Annotated in this window: 16 protein-coding genes; 8 read left to right on the top strand and 8 right to left on the bottom strand. The window is 64.5% G+C overall.

Translation table 11 applies throughout. The features are described 5' to 3' along the window. Nucleotides 1-12: 12 nt before the first annotated feature. The 5 genes from DVH29_RS10550 (at nt 13) to DVH29_RS10530 (ending at nt 5,549) form a co-directional block, all read left to right on the top strand. Nucleotides 13-855, top strand: a complete 843-nt coding sequence (locus DVH29_RS10550) for an ABC transporter permease (RefSeq protein ID WP_114646142.1) — start codon at nt 13-15, stop codon at nt 853-855. Further along, nucleotides 855-1,655: an ABC transporter permease gene (locus DVH29_RS10545; RefSeq protein ID WP_114646141.1), complete on the top strand. Its 801-nt coding sequence runs from the start codon at nt 855-857 to the stop codon at nt 1,653-1,655. The genes DVH29_RS10550 and DVH29_RS10545 overlap by 1 nt, the downstream gene beginning before the upstream one ends. Continuing rightward, entirely contained in the window at nt 1,652-2,740 is a 1,089-nt protein-coding gene (locus DVH29_RS10540; protein ID WP_114646140.1) for an ABC transporter ATP-binding protein, read from the top strand. The genes DVH29_RS10545 and DVH29_RS10540 overlap by 4 nt, the downstream gene beginning before the upstream one ends. Nucleotides 2,741-2,978: 238 nt before the next feature. Next, complete coding sequence (gene mgtE / locus DVH29_RS10535; RefSeq protein ID WP_114646139.1) at nt 2,979-4,319, top strand: magnesium transporter; 1,341 nt, start codon at nt 2,979-2,981, stop codon at nt 4,317-4,319. Nucleotides 4,320-4,427: 108 nt separating this feature from the next. After that, nucleotides 4,428-5,549 (top strand): baeRF11 domain-containing protein, encoded by a 1,122-nt coding sequence (locus DVH29_RS10530; RefSeq protein ID WP_114646138.1) that lies wholly within the window; start codon nt 4,428-4,430, stop codon nt 5,547-5,549. Between the two features lie 96 nt (nt 5,550-5,645). Here DVH29_RS10530 and DVH29_RS10525 read toward each other — a convergent pair whose 3' ends face one another. The 6 genes from DVH29_RS10525 to DVH29_RS10500 all read right to left on the bottom strand — a co-directional run bounded on the left by DVH29_RS10525 (nt 5,646) and on the right by DVH29_RS10500 (nt 11,427). Next, on the bottom strand, nt 5,646-6,686 hold the full coding sequence (locus DVH29_RS10525) for a sulfate/molybdate ABC transporter ATP-binding protein (protein WP_114646137.1): 1,041 nt from the start codon (nt 6,684-6,686) through the stop codon (nt 5,646-5,648). Between the two features lie 9 nt (nt 6,687-6,695). Continuing rightward, entirely contained in the window at nt 6,696-7,553 is an 858-nt protein-coding gene (cysW, locus tag DVH29_RS10520) for a sulfate ABC transporter permease subunit CysW (RefSeq protein WP_114646136.1), read from the bottom strand. Continuing rightward, nucleotides 7,543-8,406, bottom strand: a complete 864-nt coding sequence (gene cysT / locus DVH29_RS10515) for a sulfate ABC transporter permease subunit CysT (RefSeq protein WP_114646135.1) — start codon at nt 8,404-8,406, stop codon at nt 7,543-7,545. Before cysT ends, cysW begins: the two co-directional genes overlap by 11 nt. A 3-nt stretch (nt 8,407-8,409) precedes the next feature. Then, the gene (locus DVH29_RS10510; RefSeq protein ID WP_114646134.1) at nt 8,410-9,438 is read right to left on the bottom strand and encodes a sulfate ABC transporter substrate-binding protein; all 1,029 of its coding nucleotides are present in this window, start codon (nt 9,436-9,438) and stop codon (nt 8,410-8,412) included. 101 nt (nt 9,439-9,539) lie between these two features. Further along, nucleotides 9,540-9,992, bottom strand: a complete 453-nt coding sequence (locus DVH29_RS10505) for an RrF2 family transcriptional regulator (RefSeq protein ID WP_114646193.1) — start codon at nt 9,990-9,992, stop codon at nt 9,540-9,542. A 67-nt stretch (nt 9,993-10,059) separates the two neighbouring features. After that, nucleotides 10,060-11,427: an FAD/NAD(P)-binding protein gene (locus DVH29_RS10500; protein ID WP_114646133.1), complete on the bottom strand. Its 1,368-nt coding sequence runs from the start codon at nt 11,425-11,427 to the stop codon at nt 10,060-10,062. A gap of 183 nt (nt 11,428-11,610) precedes the next feature. Between DVH29_RS10500 and DVH29_RS10495 the strand changes: the two genes are divergently transcribed. Then, nucleotides 11,611-12,048 (top strand): RrF2 family transcriptional regulator, encoded by a 438-nt coding sequence (locus DVH29_RS10495; protein WP_114646132.1) that lies wholly within the window; start codon nt 11,611-11,613, stop codon nt 12,046-12,048. Nucleotides 12,049-12,112: 64 nt separating this feature from the next. After that, nucleotides 12,113-13,807 (top strand): SLC13 family permease, encoded by a 1,695-nt coding sequence (locus DVH29_RS10490; protein ID WP_114646131.1) that lies wholly within the window; start codon nt 12,113-12,115, stop codon nt 13,805-13,807. Nucleotides 13,808-13,834: 27 nt separating this feature from the next. On the opposite strand, the gene DVH29_RS10485 is transcribed toward DVH29_RS10490, so the two are convergent. Both DVH29_RS10485 and DVH29_RS10480 read right to left on the bottom strand, forming a co-directional pair. Beyond that, nucleotides 13,835-14,353, bottom strand: a complete 519-nt coding sequence (locus tag DVH29_RS10485; RefSeq protein ID WP_114646130.1) for a YceI family protein — start codon at nt 14,351-14,353, stop codon at nt 13,835-13,837. 68 nt (nt 14,354-14,421) lie between these two features. After that, on the bottom strand, nt 14,422-15,009 hold the full coding sequence (locus DVH29_RS10480) for a cytochrome b (protein WP_114646129.1): 588 nt from the start codon (nt 15,007-15,009) through the stop codon (nt 14,422-14,424). Nucleotides 15,010-15,305: 296 nt separating this feature from the next. Here DVH29_RS10480 and DVH29_RS10475 point away from each other — a divergent pair, with 296 nt between their 5' ends. Next, the gene (locus tag DVH29_RS10475) at nt 15,306-16,610 is read left to right on the top strand and encodes a YncE family protein (RefSeq protein ID WP_147276059.1); all 1,305 of its coding nucleotides are present in this window, start codon (nt 15,306-15,308) and stop codon (nt 16,608-16,610) included. Nucleotides 16,611-16,888: the final 278 nt, after the last annotated feature.

Here is a 16,888-nt window from a genome sequence, read left to right as displayed (position 1 = left end):
CGGAGAAGGCAGATGGTGACCATCGCAACGACACAGCGGCGCCGCAGATCGGGACTGGGCATGGCCATGCCCGCCATCCTGCTGCTGCTGGCCTTCTTCGTGGTTCCCGTCGTCATGCTGCTCACGCGCTCGGTGACCGATCCCGAACCGGGCCTGCACAATTATGCCGCGCTTCTCGGCAGCCCGACCTATGGCCGGATCTTCTTCAACACCTTCTTCGTCTCGGGCCTGGTCACCCTCATCACGGCGCTGATCGCCTTCCCCATCGCCTGGGCGCTGGCCATCATGCCGCGCCTGCCGGCCGGCATCCTGTTCGCGGTGATCCTCCTGTCCATGTGGACCAACCTTCTGACCCGCACCTATGCCTGGATGGTGATGCTGCAACAGACCGGCATCATCAACCGCATGCTGCAATCCATCGGGCTGATCGACACGCCGATCCAGCTCACCAACAATCTGATCGGCGTCACCATCGGCATGGTCTACATCATGCTGCCCTTCATGATCCTTCCCCTCTACGGGGTGATCCGCAAGATCGACCCGGCCATCCTGCAGGCGGCGGCGCTGTGCGGCGCCTCGCGCATGCAGGCGCTGGTGCGGGTGCTGCTGCCCCTGGCCGCGCCCGGAATCGCCTCGGGCGGGCTGATGGTGTTCGTGATGTCTCTCGGCTATTACGTCACCCCCTCGCTCCTCGGTGGCACCGCCAACATGATGCTGGCCGAATTCATCGTCCAGCAGGTGCAGAGCCTGCTCAACTGGGGCATGGGCGGCGCCGCGGCCTTCGTGCTGCTGGTCGTGACCCTCGCCCTCTACGCCCTGCAACTGCGCCTGTTCGAGCCAAGGGAGACCCGCTGATGCTGCTCGATTTCGGCAAGTTGGGGAGCTGGAAGTGGATTCTCATCGCGATCTGTACATTGACCGCGCTGTTTCTGCTGCTGCCCATCGTCTTCATCATCGCGCTGTCCTTCGGCTCCTCGCGCTGGCTGGCCTTCCCGCCCCCGGGCTGGACATTGCGCTGGTATGAGGAATTGTTCGCCGATCCGCGCTGGATCCAGTCGGCGCTGACCTCGGCCAAGATCGCCATCATCGTGACGATCCTTTCAGTGGCGCTCGGGCTTCTGGCCTCGTTCGCCCTCGTGCGCGGCCGCTTTCGCGGGCGGGCCGTGCTGCGGGCCTTCTTCCTCACCCCCATGGTGCTGCCGGTGGTGATCCTCGCCGTGGCGCTTTACGCAGGCTTCCTGCGGCTGGGGATCAACGGCACGCTCACCGGCTTCGTCATCGCCCATCTGATCGTCGCCCTGCCCTTTTCGATCATCAACATTTCCGCCGCGCTGGAGACCTTCGATCCCGCCATCGAGGACGCGGCGGTGCTGTGCGGCGCTTCGCCCTGGGAGGCGCGCTACCGCGTTACCCTGCCCGCCATCAGCCACGGCCTGTTCTCGGCCGCCATCTTCTCTTTCCTCATCTCATGGGACGAGGTGGTGCTGGCCATCTTCATGGCCTCGCCCACCTTGCAGACCCTGCCCGTGCGGGTTTGGACAACGCTGCGCCAGGACCTCACCCCGGTGATCGCCGCCGTCTCTACCCTGTTCGTGGTCCTTACCATCGTCCTCATGGTCGCAACCGCGCTGATCCGCAAAGGCACGTCCAAATGACCACCCCCTACCTCCATATCGACGGCATCCGGAAGGTCTATGGCGAGGTCGTCGCCACCGATCACGTGGAGCTGACCATCGGGGAAAGCGAATTCCTCACCTTTCTCGGTCCCTCCGGCTCGGGCAAATCGACGACGCTCTATATTCTGGCCGGATTCCAGGACCCGACCGCCGGCGACATCCGCCTGCGCGGGCAGTCGATCCTGCGCATTCCCTCGCACAAGCGCCAGATCGGCATGGTCTTCCAGCGCTATACGCTGTTTCCGCATCTGAGCGTGGGCGAGAACGTGGCGTTTCCCCTGCGCGTGCGCCGCATGGGGCGGGCTGAAATCGAGGAGAAGGTCAGGAATGCGCTGGCCCTGGTGCGCCTTTCCGGCTTCGAGGACCGCATGCCCTCGGCCATGTCGGGCGGCCAGCAGCAGCGCGTGGCGCTGGCCCGCGCGCTGGTCTACGATCCGCCGGTGCTGCTCATGGACGAGCCGCTTTCGGCGCTCGACAAGAAACTGCGCGAGGAAATCCAGCTCGAAATCCGCCGCATCCATCAGGAAACCGGCGTCACCATCCTCTACGTCACCCACGACCAGGACGAGGCGTTGCGCCTCTCCGACCGCATCGCCGTGTTCAACCGCGGGCGGATCGAGCAGGTGGGCACCGGGGCCGAGCTCTATGCCGGCCCGGCCACCCGCTTCGTTGCCGATTTCATCGGCGACAGCGCCTTCCTCGCAGGGCGGCTGGCGACGGTGTCCGGCAATCGCGCCAGCCTGCGCTTCCCCGATGGCACGGTGGCGACCGATGTTCCCGTGCATGGCGGTGGCACCGTGGACCAGGAGGCTGAATTGATGCTGCGGCCCGAACGCATCGAGCTGACCCGCGAGCCGGGCCCGGAGGGCACCACCCTCCCCGTCACGGTGCAGGACATCACCTTCCTCGGCAACAACACCACGGTGGTATTGCGGACCGGCTGGCAGCAGGAATTGAGCGCGCGGCTGAGCTTCGGCCATCCCCTGGTGGGCGGCATCGGCCGGGGCGACAATCTCCATATCCGCTGGCAGCCCGACGTGGCCCAGGCTTTCGCCACGCCCTGACGGCGCCCCGCGACGGCGATTGCCTTGACGCGGCCGCTGCACTAGGCTCGCCTCGGGCGAACCCTCGCGTCGCCCGCACGAAACCTCGATGAGAACCATGATGGACGAAGGCCCTGGTTGCCCGACCTCGCCGGCTTGCCGCGGGGTCGCCTCACGACAGAAACCCCGTGCAGGGGCACCAAGAGGCGTGCGGTAACAGCCGGCCGCGCCTCCCGTGCCCTGCACGCAGGAGGCGCATATGCAAACAAAAACCAACGATATTCGCGACATCTTCCTCGCCGGCGCGACCGACGCCGTAACGGCGACCCTGGCGGCGGAACACCCCGCCGACCTGGCCGACGCCCTGCAGACCCTCGACCCGCCCGCCGCCTGGACGACGCTCGCGCACGCTCCAGTGGCGCGGCAGGCCGATATCTTCGGCTATCTCGACCATGAGTTCCAGATGCTGCTCGCCACGGTGATGCCGCGGACCGACCTCGCCGCCATCGTCATGGAGATGAATGCCGACGACCGGGCCGACCTCTACAAGGAATTGTCGGACCAGCAGCGCAAGGCCCTGATGCCCGCCCTCGCCCAGGCCGAACGCGAGGATATCCGCCGTCTCGCCTCCTATGACGAAGGCACGGCGGGCGCGATCATGACATCGGACTATGCCGCTCTCCCACCCGATCTGAGCGCCACCAAGGCGCTGACCATGCTGCGGCGCGAAGCCCCCGACAAGGAAACCATCTACCGCACCTATGTCATCGACGCGGAACGCCGGCTGCTGGGCTCGGTCCGGCTGCAGGACCTCATCACCGCGCCGGCGCAGGCGCGGGTCGCCGACATTATGGAGATCAACACCCATGCGATCCGCGTCGATGACGATGTGGAAGCCGCGGCGCGCAAAATCGCCCATTACGACGTGATCGCCCTGCCGGTGGTGGACACGGATGGCCGCCTCGTGGGCATCATCACCCATGACGACGCCCTCGACGTGATGGAAGCCGAAGCCACGGAGGACTTTCACCGCGTCGGCACGGTCACCAGGCTCGAGGCGGGCGTCGGGACGGCGTCGATCCCCATGCTCTACCGGGCACGGATCGCCTGGCTCATGGTGCTCGTCTTCGGCAATATCTTCTCGGGCGCCGGCATCGCCTATTTCGAGGACACCATCGCCGCGCATCTGGCGCTGATGTTCTTCCTGCCGATCCTGATCGCCTCGGGCGGCAATGCCGGCTCGCAATCGGCCACCCTGATGGTGCGGGCGCTGGCGACCGGCGAGATCGGCGTTTCCGACTGGGGCCGGGTACTCGGCCGCGAACTGGTGGTGGCGATCCTGCTCGGGCTGAGCATGGCCGCCGCCATCGCCATCATCGGGGTGGTGCGCGGCGGACCGGAGATCGCCCTGGTCATCTCGCTCTCCATGGTGCTCATCGTCATCGTGGGCAGCCTGATCGGCATGCTGCTGCCCTTCCTTCTCAGCAAGCTCAACATGGATCCGGCGACGGCCAGCACCCCACTGGTAACATCCATCGCCGACGCGACCGGCGTACTGATCTATTTCAGTATCGCCAACGTAATTCTCACCATGCCCTGACAAGACGGCATGCGGTATCGAGCCGCAGCAAAGCATTTCATCGGGCTTCGGTCCTGATTTTTCTGTCCTTCCGGGCTAGGATGCCCCCAAAATACGAAAGGACCATTCATGCTTCATCTCGACATTCCCACCAGAAACGAATTTTCCCGGCTGGCGGACAAACGTTCCGATGGCGCTGTCTCGATCTATTTGAAGACGACTCCGGTAACGGAGAACGTTCCCGCCTCCCGCATCGAGCTCAAGAACCTCATCCGGGAGGCACAGACCCAGCTCGAGGAAATCGATTTCGACAAGCGGCGGCTCGATGCGCTTCTGGATGGGCTCAACGACCTCCTGGACGATGACGAGTTCTGGCGCTTCCAGGCCAACAGCCTGGCCATCTTCGCCACCCCTGACAGCATCCGCACCTATCGCCTCGCCAACGACCTCTCCTCCATGGTGCAGGTGTCCGACCGCTTCCATCTAAAACCGCTGTTCCGGGCCATCACCTTCCCGCATTCGGCCTTCATCCTGGCCCTGTCGGAAAACGCCGTGCGCCTCGTGGAAATGAATGCCGACCTTCCGGCCGAAGAGATCAAGGTGCCGGCAATGCCCAAGGATGCCGCCTCGGCCGCCGGCAAATCCACCCTCAACGACCGGACATTCAGCGGCCGCATTCACGGCTCGGAAGGCCAGAACGTGCGGCTCGAGCAGTATGTGCGCAAAGTCGATGCGGCGCTGCGCCCGATCCTCGCGGGGCGCGAGACACCGCTGGTCCTCGCCGCGACCGGACGGCTGGCGGAACTGTTCAAGCAGTTCAGCTCCTATAACAACGTCCTGGGTGAAACCATTTCCGAAAGCCCCGATCGCCTGACGGCGGCCGAATTGGTCGCACGGGCGCGGCCGGTGCTCGACGCGGCCTATGCCGAACAGATTGCGGAGATAAGGGCCCTGTTCGAGCGACGCACCGGCGAGCGCCGCACCACGACCGATATTTCCGACGCGGCGCGCGCGGCAACGTTCGGCGCCGTCCAGACGCTGCTGGTCGATATCGATTCCGTGACCGCCGGCTTCATTGATGACGAGACCGGGGCCGTGACCTTCGTGGATACCGACGATGCCAAGGCCTATGGCGTGGTCGACCAGATCACCGCGCGGGCCTTTGCCAGCGGTGCGACCGTCCTGGGCGTGCGCCGCGAGGATATCCCCGGCGGCAACGAACTCGCCGCCATCCTGCGCTATCCGCACTGAGGAAAAATGGGTTCCGGCGGCACATCGCCGCCGGTCCCGCTTGTCGTGTCGCGCTTGCGAACCGCAAGAGCGGCGTCCACTTTTGCCGAAAGCCTTTTAGCGCGATGGGAAGACGCTCCAGCGTTTGGGCCTGAACGCGATGCGCGTCTGGGCCGTGGCGGGATGATCGACGGGGATTTCGATTTCCACCCGTTCCTTGGCCCCGCCCACTTCCAGTTCGACCTGCCGCGTGCCGGCGGTGCGGCGGCTGGCGGCGACGATGCCGACAATCGCCACCCCAGCATCCTCGACGATCTCGATATCGTGCGGGCGGAAGAACAATTCAGCCTCGCCATCGGCGCTGCCCTGCGCGTCGAGCCCCAGCGGGCGGTCGGCGAAATAGACTTGCCCCCGGTTGATCGAAACCGGGAGTTTCGACGACTCCCCGATGAAGGAAAACACCGTCGGCGAATTGGGCCGGTCATAGACTTCGTCCGGCTTGCCGACCTGCTCGATCCGGCCCTGGCTCATCACCACGACCCGGTCGGCGAGTTCGAGCGCCTCCTCCTGATCATGGGTGACGAAAACCGTGGTATGGCCGGTGGATTCATGCACCTCGCGCAGCCATCGGCGCAGTTCCTTGCGCACCTGCGCGTCGAGTGCACCAAAGGGCTCGTCGAGCAGCAGGACCTTAGGTTCGATGGCCAGCGCCCGCGCCAGCGCAACCCGCTGCCGCTGCCCGCCCGAAAGCTGGTTGGGATAGCGTTTTTCCAACCCGCGAAGCTGGACGAATTCGAGAAGATCGCGGGCGCGTTTCTCGATATCCGGTTTGGCCGGACGGTTGCGGCCCTTCCGCACCTTGAGGCCGAAGCCCACATTATCGAGCACCGTCATGTGCCGGAACAGGGCATAGTGCTGGAAAACGAAGCCGATATTGCGCTCCTGCACGCTTTTGAGCGAGGCGTCGTCCTCGCCGAAATAGATCGCCCCCTCGGTGGGGAAATCGAGCCCGGCGATCAGGCGCAACAGCGTGGTCTTGCCCGAGCCCGAAGGCCCGAGCAGGGCGATCAGCTCGCCCGAACGGATATCGAGCGAGACATCGTGCAGGGCGGGGAAATCCCCGAACTCCTTGCGCACATTCTTGACTGTAACGTCCATGTTCGGTCCTCAGTGACGAACCCCGCCCGCATGGTCGCGGCCATAGACACGCTCGAGCAGGGCCTTGAGGATCAAGGTGACCAGCGCGAGCAGCGCCAGCAGCGCGGCAACGGCGAAGGCGGCGGAAAAATTGTACTCGTTGTATAAAATTTCGATCTGCAGCGGCATAGTGACGGTTTCGCCGCGTAGGCGGCCGGACACCACCGAGACGGCGCCGAATTCCCCCATGACGCGGGCATTGCACAGCAGCACGCCGTAAAGGAGGCCCCATTTGATATTGGGCAAGGTCACCCGCCAGAAGGTCTGCCAGCCGCCGGCGCCGAGCGAGATGGCCGCCTCCTCGTCCCCCGTCCCCTGATCTTCCATCAGCGGAATGAGCTCGCGCGCCACGAAAGGAAAGGTGACGAACAGCGTCGCCAGCACCACGCCGGGCACCGCGAAAAGCACCTGCAACCCGGCCGAGTTGAAGATCGGGCCCAGAACGCTGCCGGAGCCGAACAAAAGCACATAGACCAACCCCGCAATGACCGGGGAAACCGAAAACGGCAGGTCGATCAATGTGGTGAGGAAGGCCTTGCCCTTGAACTCATATTTGGCGATGGCCCAGGCTGCCGCGACCCCGAACACCATATTGAGCGGCACTGAGATCGCCGCCACCAGAAGGGTCAGCCGGATGGCGGCCAGCGCGTCGGGTTCGGTGATCGCGGCGAGGAAGGCCCCCGCCCCGAGCCTGAACGCTTCGAGGAACACGGCCAGCAGCGGGATGAACAGCACCACGGCCATGAACAGGCCCGCCACGGCGATGGTCACCCATTTGACGGTTCCGGACTCGGTGGTCGGATCGGGCAATCGGATATTACGCGCCATGACCGTACCTCCCTCTGCTCCAGGTCTGGATGAGATTGACGGCGAACAGGACGATGAAGGCGAGGATCAGCATGATCGCGCCGATGGCGGTCGCGGCGGGATAGTTGAACTCCTCGAGCCGCATGACGATCAGCAGCGGTGCGATCTCCGAGACATAGGGGATGTTGCCAGCAATGAAGATCACCGAGCCGTATTCCCCCACCGCCCGGCCGAAGGCGAGCGCGAAGCCGGTCAGGATGGCCGGAAACAAGGCCGGCAGGATGATCGAGACGATGGTCTGCAACCGGTTTGCCCCCAGGGTAGCGGCGGCCTCCTCCACCTCCCTGTCGAAATCCTCGAGAACCGGCTGCACCGTGCGCACCACGAAGGGCAGGCCGATGAAGATCAGGGCGATGACGATGCCGATGGGCGTATAGGCGATGCGGATGCCCAGGGGGGCGAAGAATTGCCCGATCCAGCCCGTTGGTGCGTAGAGAGCGGTCAGCGCGATGCCGGCCACCGCGGTGGGAAGCGCGAAGGGCAGATCGACCACCGCATCGACGATCCTCCGCCCCGGAAACTCGTAGCGCACCAGGACCCAGGCGACGATGACCCCGAACACCGCATTGACCAGTGCGGCAAGGGCGGCGGTCCAGAAACTGGTGCGCAGGGCGGCAAGGACGCGGGCATCGGTTCCGATGCGCCAGAATTCCTCCCAGCCGAGGGCCGCCGAACGCCAGCCCACGCCGGCCAGCGGGATGAGGACGATGAGGCATAGATAGACGATGGCGAAACCGAGCGTCAGCCCGAAACCGGGAATGACGCTCGGCTGTTTCCATCGCCACCCACGCCGGGACGAGGGAGCGAGGCTCATCGATTACTGTACCGGCTGGTAGATCTGGTCGAATATGCCGCCGTCGCCGAAAAAGCTCGGCTGCACTTCGACCCATCCGCCATAGTCATCGATGCTGACCAGATCGACCGCCGGGAAGCGCTCCAGCAGGCTCTGGTCGGTCACCAGTTCGGGGTTCGAAGGCCGGTAGAAATGCCGGGCGGCGATGGTCTGGCCGACATCGGAATAAAGATATTCGAGATAGGCCGTGGCAAGGTCGCGCGTACCCTTGGCATCGACATTCTCGTCGACGATGGCGACCGGCGGCTCGGCGAGGACCGAGATCGAGGGCACCACGATATCGAAGGCGTCGGGGCCAAGTTCCTCGATGGCGAGGAAGGCTTCATTTTCCCAGGCCAGCAGGACGTCGCCAATGCCGCGCTGCGCGAAGGTGGTGGTCGACCCGCGCGCGCCGCTGTCGAGCACCGGCACATGGCGGTAGAGATCGCCGACGAACTGGCGGATCTGCGCCTCGTCGCCATCGAACTCACGATCGGCCCACGCCCAGGCGGCGATGAGGTTCCAGCGCGCGCCGCCCGAGGTCTTGGGATTGGGCGTGATCACCTCGACGCCCTCCTGCACCAGGTCCCCCCAATCAGTGAGGTTCTTGGGATTGCCCTTGCGGACGAGGAAAACGATGGTGGAGGTATAGGGGGCGTTGTTGTTCTCAAGGGTGCCGCGCCAGTCCGCGCGGATCTTGCCCGATTGCTCCGCGATAGCGTTGATGTCGGCTTCCAGCGCCAGCGTCACCACATCGGCATCGAGCCCATCGATGACGGTGCGGGCCTGCGAGCCCGAGCCGCCATGGGTCACCTGGATGGTGACGGCGCCATTCCCCTGCTCCTGCCAATGGGACGTGAACGCCGCATTATACTCGCGATAGAGCTCGCGGGTGGGATCGTAGGACACGTTGATCAACGTCTGCTGCCCATGGGCGGTCACGCTGCCGATAAACAGCAGCGAACCGGCCAGGGCGGTCAGCGCGAGTGTGCGTTTGAAGGTCATTGTCGTCATCCCTCCTGATTGGATCGACCCCTAAACCCTATCTGCAAGGTCGAGATTGTCAAGAAGAGACGGAATGGGCGATTCCGCATGCTGGGGACTTGGCGGGTCACTCAGGCAGAAATCTTGTAAGTCTCAGTAATATCTTGGATATTTCCATCCCGCGCATCGGCGAGCGAGGTGCTGTCAAGCACCATTCTGGTGGCTACGGCCACCTGCGCGAAGACCCTGCGCACCTCGCATTTGTCTTCGTTTTTGCAATCAACGCACCGACGATAGGCGATTTTGCTCAAGCAGGGGAGCGGCGCGATAGGCCCGTCGATGACGCGCAGCACTTCTCCGAAGAATATTTCACGCGGGTCCTTGATCAGCATATAGCCGCCGACCTTGCCCCTTCGGCTCGCAACGAGGCCAGAGCGCTTGAGATCGAGCAGGATCTGCTCGAGAAATTTTTGCGGGATATCCTCGGTGCGCGCCAATTCGCCGATCGCCACGGGCTCGTCCTCGCCCCGGCGCGACAGGGCAATAAGGGCTCGGAAGGCGTAACGCGCCTTTTGCGAAATCATCTGCGGCAAGCTCCAGTGGATGCCCGCTCCTTACCGCGAAATCGGCTTGCGCACAACGCGCGGCCCCTCAGGCCAGAGGCGGGATGTCCCGGCGCAGCGCACCGGCTAGCATTGCGGCCTGCACCCGGATTTCCGGCACGGATTCGATTTCGAAGAATTGTCCGCGCGTCAGGGGCCCAACCGCGAACAGACGCCGGCTGGGCCGCCCATCCGCCGCGACCACGGCGCAGCCCGGCGTCACCTCGAGGCCGATGCGCAGCGGATCGGGCCGCGCCTTGCCCGATGCGACGAGGTTCTGGATCACCGGATTGGAGCTTTTCGCTATGTTGACGGCGACCCCGCCACAATCATAGACCCGCGCCACCTCCAGCTCCTCGGAAATGCCGAGGCCACGGCGGCGAACATGGGCGACCACCCCCTCTCCCTCACTGGCGGCATCGAGCCCGATCACCTCGCCGGCGATGAGCGTGATCTGGCTCGACGCGACCGCCGCCGTCAGCCGCTCATGCAGGGCGGGTGGCAGGCGATGGCGATGGATGTTCCAGATCGGGCGCACATAGCGCAGGAAACGCTCGCGCGTCGAGCGCGGCCAGCTTTGCCAGATCTTCTGGCTGAACGGGCGTAGCCCGTCGACCACCGACCGCCAGTCGCCGCCCTTTTCCACCGTCTCCTCCACGAGGCGGCGGAACCAGTCCACGAAGGCGGTCATGTCCGTTCCGAACGGAATATCGGCCGCGGCGATATCGAGGGGCACGACCGGCTTGTGCGCGCGCGGCAGGAGGCCGTGGCGCGAGACGACGATGATCGGCCCCTGATGACGGCGGCCGGCCAGCGTCAACCAGGCATCGACCATGCTCAGCCCCGACCCCAGCACCATGACGCGGGCATAGGGATCGAGCGGGGTATCGGCAAGGCTGCCGGCGCGAACCGAAAGGCCGTTGCCGCGCGCCTGCCGCTCCTCATGGCCGAGCGCGAGCACCGCCGCATGGCCGATGATCGAACTGCCATCGTCGAGCCTCACCTCCACACCCCGCGCGGTTTCCTCGACGGCTTCGCAATGCGCGTTGACGAGGTGCAGCCGCTGACGGTCGGCGCGCTGGTCGAGATCCTTGAGCAACTGACCGAGATAATGCCCATAGCGCGCCCGGGGCGGAAAGCTGTCGCGCGTGACCGAGGGATCGAGCGCGCTGAGCCAGCGGAAAAAATGCTCCGGGTCGTCGGGGAAGGCGCTCATGCCAGCGGCGGTGATGTTGAGGATGTGATCGGGATTGTCAGTGGAATAGGCCATGCCATGGCCGAGGCGATTGGATTTTTCGACGATGGTCACCCGCACATTCGCCGCCGGGTCGCGCAGCAGATGGGCCGCCAGCAGCACACCGCTGGCGCCGCCGCCGATGACGATCACCGACACAAAGCCATTGTCATCAAGGGTCATGACTGTTCTCCTCACTTGCCGATCACTCAATCCTGTTATACCCTATCTGATTAGTCTAGTATAAATCTTCCGCTGTGGATTTCGGCCTGCGCAGCCCGGGAAAATGGGGTATCGGGCGCCGCCGGGCGAAATTCGTTGCCATTGACCCCTGCCCCAGCCCGAGCGGGCTCTCCGATACGATCGATGTTGTCGCAAAAAGCCAAATATGCTCTTCGAGCCCTCGTCGCCCTTGCAAGGGCGCCGCAGGGAAAGCCGCTGGTCATCTCGGAGATCGCCCACAGCCAGCGTATCCCCAAGAAATTCCTCGAGCAGATTCTGCTCGGCCTCAAGCATCAGGGCATATTGGACAGCCGGCGCGGCAAGGGCGGCGGCTATGTATTGCTCAAACCCGCAGACCAGATTTCTTATGGCGAAGTCCTGCGCGCCATCGACGGGCCGCTGGCTCCCCTGCCCTGCCTTAGCGTCACCGCCTATCGCAAATGCGCCGATTGCATCGATGAGGCCAGTTGCGAGACGCGGCGGGTCTTTGCCGATGTCGCGGCCCAGACCCGCCTTCTGCTCGACACCCGGACCATTGCCGATGCCATAGCCGAACCCAAGTCGACGCCGCCCGTCGCGTAATCCGGGCTTGCCGCCGGGGGAGAAATCGGTTTTCCATCATGCCTCTTGAGGCGGCGAGGTGCCCATGAGCTTCGATCAGATCGGCATTCTGGGCCTTCTCGCCGCCATGATGGTCGGCTTCGCCACGGTGCGCCGCTTCGAGATCGTGGCCCTGGCAGGCCTCGCCCTGGGAGGGCTCCTGGGCCTTGTGCCAGCCGCCGACCTGTTTGCTGGATTTGCCAGTCCCAGCGTCATCACGGTCATCGAAATCCTGCTCATCGTCGACGTGCTGAAGCGCTCGGTCGTCCTCGACGCCCTCGCCGAACGGTTGGGCGGAGCGCTGTCGAGCGAGCGCGGCGTGATCCTCGGCCTCTGCGCCGTCGCCGCAATCATGTCATCGGTGATGAACAATATCGGCGCGCTCGCGCTGGTGCTGCCCCTGGCGATCAGCCTCGCCGAGCGCTACGGCATCGCCCCCGAACGGATGCTGATGCCCCTCTCCTTCGCGACGCTTCTGGGAGGATTGTGCTCGGTCATCGGCACCCCGGCCAATCTGCTCGGCGCGGCGGCCATCGAATCCGCGCTTGGCGACAGCTTCGGCTTTTTCGAGATCGCGCTGGTGGGCCTGCCCCTGACCCTGGCCGGCCTCGCCTATCTCTGGGTTGTGCTACCACGCCAGGCGCTGGGATCGCCCGCCGAGCCGGACGCAACGCCAGATTCGCGCAATTTCCTCACTGAAATCGAGCTTACCGCCTTCTCGCCTCTGGTCGGCGGCACGCGGGAAGCGGCCGCCGTACGCTTCGGCGTCACCATCCACAACGTGGTGCGGCGCGATGCCTTCCTGTTCGGCCGCGACAAGCCGCTCGAAGCCGGCGACATCGTGATCGTCGAAGGGGAGCGCGCCGCGATCACCGCACTCTCTGGACACGACGAGCAGCCTTTGGATCTGGTGGAAGCGGTGGTGATGCCCGAAAGCATCTATATCGGCTCCGCCGTTGACGACCTCGTGGCTTTTGCGCAAGCCGGCGTCTCGATCATTGAGCTCGGAATCACCCCGCGCCGGGTGGAGGGGCGCCTGGCCAACGTCAAGCTCTCGGTCGGCGACATCATCGTCATGCGCGGCGACAAGGCGAGGATTGCGCAGGAATGCGCCGAAAGCGGCCTGCTGCAACTGGCCCCGGCGCGCCGCGATCCCGCGCAACCCACCTATTTCCCGTTGATCGCGTTCGGCATGGGCATTGCCGCCTCGGCCTTTGCCGGCATCGATCCGGCCGTCGCGTTCGGACTGGTCGTGGTGGTCCTGGCCCTTACCGGTCATCTGTCGCTGCGGCAAGGTTTCGAGGGCCTCAACTGGTCCATCCTGATCATGCTCGGCGCGATGATCCCGCTCGGCCAGGCGGTTGCCGGCACAAGAGCAGCCGAGGCCCTGGCCACGACCATGACCGGCTTCATACCCGAGATGAACACCGTCGGCCTCACGGCAATCATGCTGGCTTTTTCGGTGCTGCTGACGCCCTTCGTCAACAACCCCACCACCGTCCTCGTGCTCGCGCCCATCGCCGTGGCGCTATCCGGCCAATACGGCCTGCCCGCAACCCCGGCCCTCGTCGCGGTGATCGTCGGCGCCTCGCTCGACTTTCTCACCCCCTTCGGCCACCATAACAATACGCTCGTCATGGGCATCGCCGGCTACCGCTTCGGCGACTACGCCCGGCTGGGCTGGCCCCTGGTCCTCATCTGCTCCCTCATCGCGATTTTCCTCATCCCGGCTCTGTTCTGAGGAGGTGGGTTACAGCAAGGCGATCCCTCACTCCGCCCGGACCGCCTCGACGTGGAAGCTTACTGTGACCCCATGGCCGACCAGTTCTTCTTCCACGTCCTCGTCCATGTTGCCGATCTCGTAGTCGAGGCGGTTGAGCGAGAGCGTGCCGTCGGCGACAGCGCTGTCGCCGTCGATGGCCAGAGTGAAGGGAAGTTCGACCTCGCGGGTGACGCCTTTGATCTCCAGCGTGCCCAAAGCCACATAGCTCCCGTCGCTCGCCTCCACCACTGCGCTGGAGGTGAACACCGCCTGCGGGAAGTTCGCCGTATAGAACCAGCTGCGGTTCTGGGAATCGCTGTCGCGGTCGGGCGAGCCCGATGCGAAGGAGGCGATATCGACAAGGACCTCGATCGTGGCCGAGGAGAGATCCGCCGGGTCGAGGACGATGCCGGTCTCGAAGCGCCTGAACTGGCCCCGGAATTCGCTTCCTGTCTGGGTGCCGGCAAAGCTCAGCGTGCTGGCCTCGGGGATCATGGTCCAGCTTGCGGCCTGTATCTCGGTCATCGCGCCGGCTAGTGCGGCGGCAAACGAAGCCAAGGGCGGAAATGCGAACAGTCATGGCGGGTAATCCATCAGGGTTTGGTTGATCCGAAGGGCAGCATGCGACGCAGGGTGGCGTCACGCAGAACGAAATGGCGCTTGAGCGCACCGGCGACATGCAGGGCGATAGCGGCCATGAACAGCTTGTTGAGCCAGCCATGCAGCGCCAGCGCCGCGTCCTGCACCTGCTCGCTGGGGCCGATCAGGGCCGGGATGGGCGAGACCCCGAAAAAGCTCATGGGCAGGCCGGATGCCGAGGCGCCGATCCATCCCACGATCGGGATGGCGATCATCAGGGTGTAGAGTGCGATATGGGTTCCATGCGCCATCCATATCTCCCAAGGCCTGGTGCCCTGGGTCAGCACGGGCGGCGCCGGCCGATAGATGCGCCAGCCAAGCCTGAGAATGGCCAAGACCATGAGCGAAAGGCCCGCCGCCTTGTGGAAATCGAACAGCCGATAGGTGCGCAGCGACGGGGGCTGGCTGGTCATGTAGAGCCCGAACCCGATCAGCGACAGGATGGCCAGCGCCATCAGCCAGTGCAGCGCCTTGGCCACCGGGTCATAGGTCTCCGGCGATGGTTTCCCGGCTCTGGCGATCGTCTGCGGCTCGGCACTCATGGGCAATCTGGCTTCACGTCAGGCAGGTATGGACGGGCGTTCTGGGGCGATGGCGGGGACTTTGCCATCATCGCCAATCCAGGGAAAGCCATATTATGACTTTTCTTGTCATAATAGACTTGCATAACATGACTTCAAGAGTCATAAATTCGCCCGCATCCGCTGTTCCGCGCCATTCTCCGTCCGTTCGCGGACCCGGATGCTTCATGCGTCGCGAGCGTCTTCGCGCGGCGCTTCGCAACCAGCAGGCAATGGGGGGCTCGCGAGGAGCGCCCGCAACACGAGAGAGACTTCAGATGACTTTGATTGCTTCATCCACGGCACGCCGTCTGCGCACGGCCGCCCTGGTCATCGCGGGCGCGGGATTGCTCGCGCCGGCGGCTTTCGCCCAGGAAGTGGCGGAATCGGGCTGGGCCTATACCGTCGAGAGGATCGCCACCGGCGTCAACAATGGCTACCAGCTCGCCTTCGACTCGGAAGGCCGTCAGGTCTATTTCGCCGATACGCGCTGGCGCAGCGAAGCGCGCGATGCCGACGGCAATGTGGCGGTGACCCAGCGCGCGACCGGCAAGGTGGTACAGTTCGACGCCGAGACCCGTGCGATCAGCGACATCTATTCCTATCTCGGCCTGTCGCGCAGCGACGGCAATGGCACGGAAGGCGATGCGTTCGACTGGACCGGCGTCGACGCCGAATCGCTTTCGTCCATGCGCAGCCATTTCTCGCCGTATGGCATCGCCGTCGACTATAATGGCGGCGACCCGCTGGTCATCACCACGACGGCGCGCGGCCGCGATGCCGAACTCGGCTATGGCGGCCATGTGGTGGTGTTCAACCCCGCCCAGGGCGATCCGACCGATGCCGACCGCATTTGGCAGCTCGAAGACGGCTCGCCGGTCTTTGACGGCGTGCGTCGCGTCGCGGTCAACACCGAGACCCACAAGGCGTTCGTGACCAATTTCGCCGACGCGCGCGGCGACAAGACCCGTCCCGGCTTCGTCGTAGTCATCGACCTGCCCACCAGGACCGTCGAAGCCCGCGTCGCCATCCCCGAAGGCGGCGCCATCGGCCTTGCCGTCGATGAGGAGCGCAACCTCGTCTATGTCGGCTCGCTCGTGGGCGAGAATTTGTACGTGATCGACGCCGGCGCACTCGACACCAGCGCTCCGGCCGACCTCGAACTCAACGCCGATGCGGTGACCCTGCTCCCGGCCTCGGTTCCGGAGAATGCGCGCCCGACCTACAGCCCCGAGCTGCAGCGTCTCTATATCTCCTCCTATGCCAGTCCCGAGGGCACCATCACCGTCGTCGACGCCGACACGGACAGCGCCTCCTATGGCGAAGTGATCGACACCATCGCCACCGGTCCGACCAATTCCGTTGCCGTCGATGGCGAGCGCGGCCTGCTCTACTCGGCCAATCTGGGCGACCGCGAGGTCGTGGTCTATGACGCCGAGAGCTTCGAGGAACTGCACCGCCTGCCCACTACGGGCAATGCGCTCAACGTCGGCATCGATCCGGCGACCGGCGACGCCTGGGTCTCGAACTTCTCGCAGGCCAGCGTCACCGATGTGTTCACGCTCACCTATGTCGGCGAGTAAGATCTAGCAAAGCGGAAGCCGGGTCCGCCCGGCTTCCGCCCATTCGCTACCGCTCCGGCCCCGCTGGCATCCCGCCGACGGTGCCGTTTTTCCATGTCTAGAGCATTTCCTGTTCTGATTGAATCAGAACAGGAGCTCTAAGTCTTTGATTTGTCGCGTTTCCGAACCGCAAAGTGGTGTCCACTTTTGCTGGAAACGCTCTAGGTTCAATCGACATTCAGGATTCAATTCTGTCGGGGAGTGTGATTCATGGGTTTCCAGATTCAATGATCTGGAGG

This window comes from Pelagibacterium lacus, from assembly GCF_003345525.1.
GTDB lineage: Bacteria > Pseudomonadota > Alphaproteobacteria > Rhizobiales > Devosiaceae > Pelagibacterium > Pelagibacterium lacus.
The sequence above is the reverse complement of the archived record's forward strand: the minus strand, read 5'-3'. Positions and strand labels throughout refer to the sequence as shown.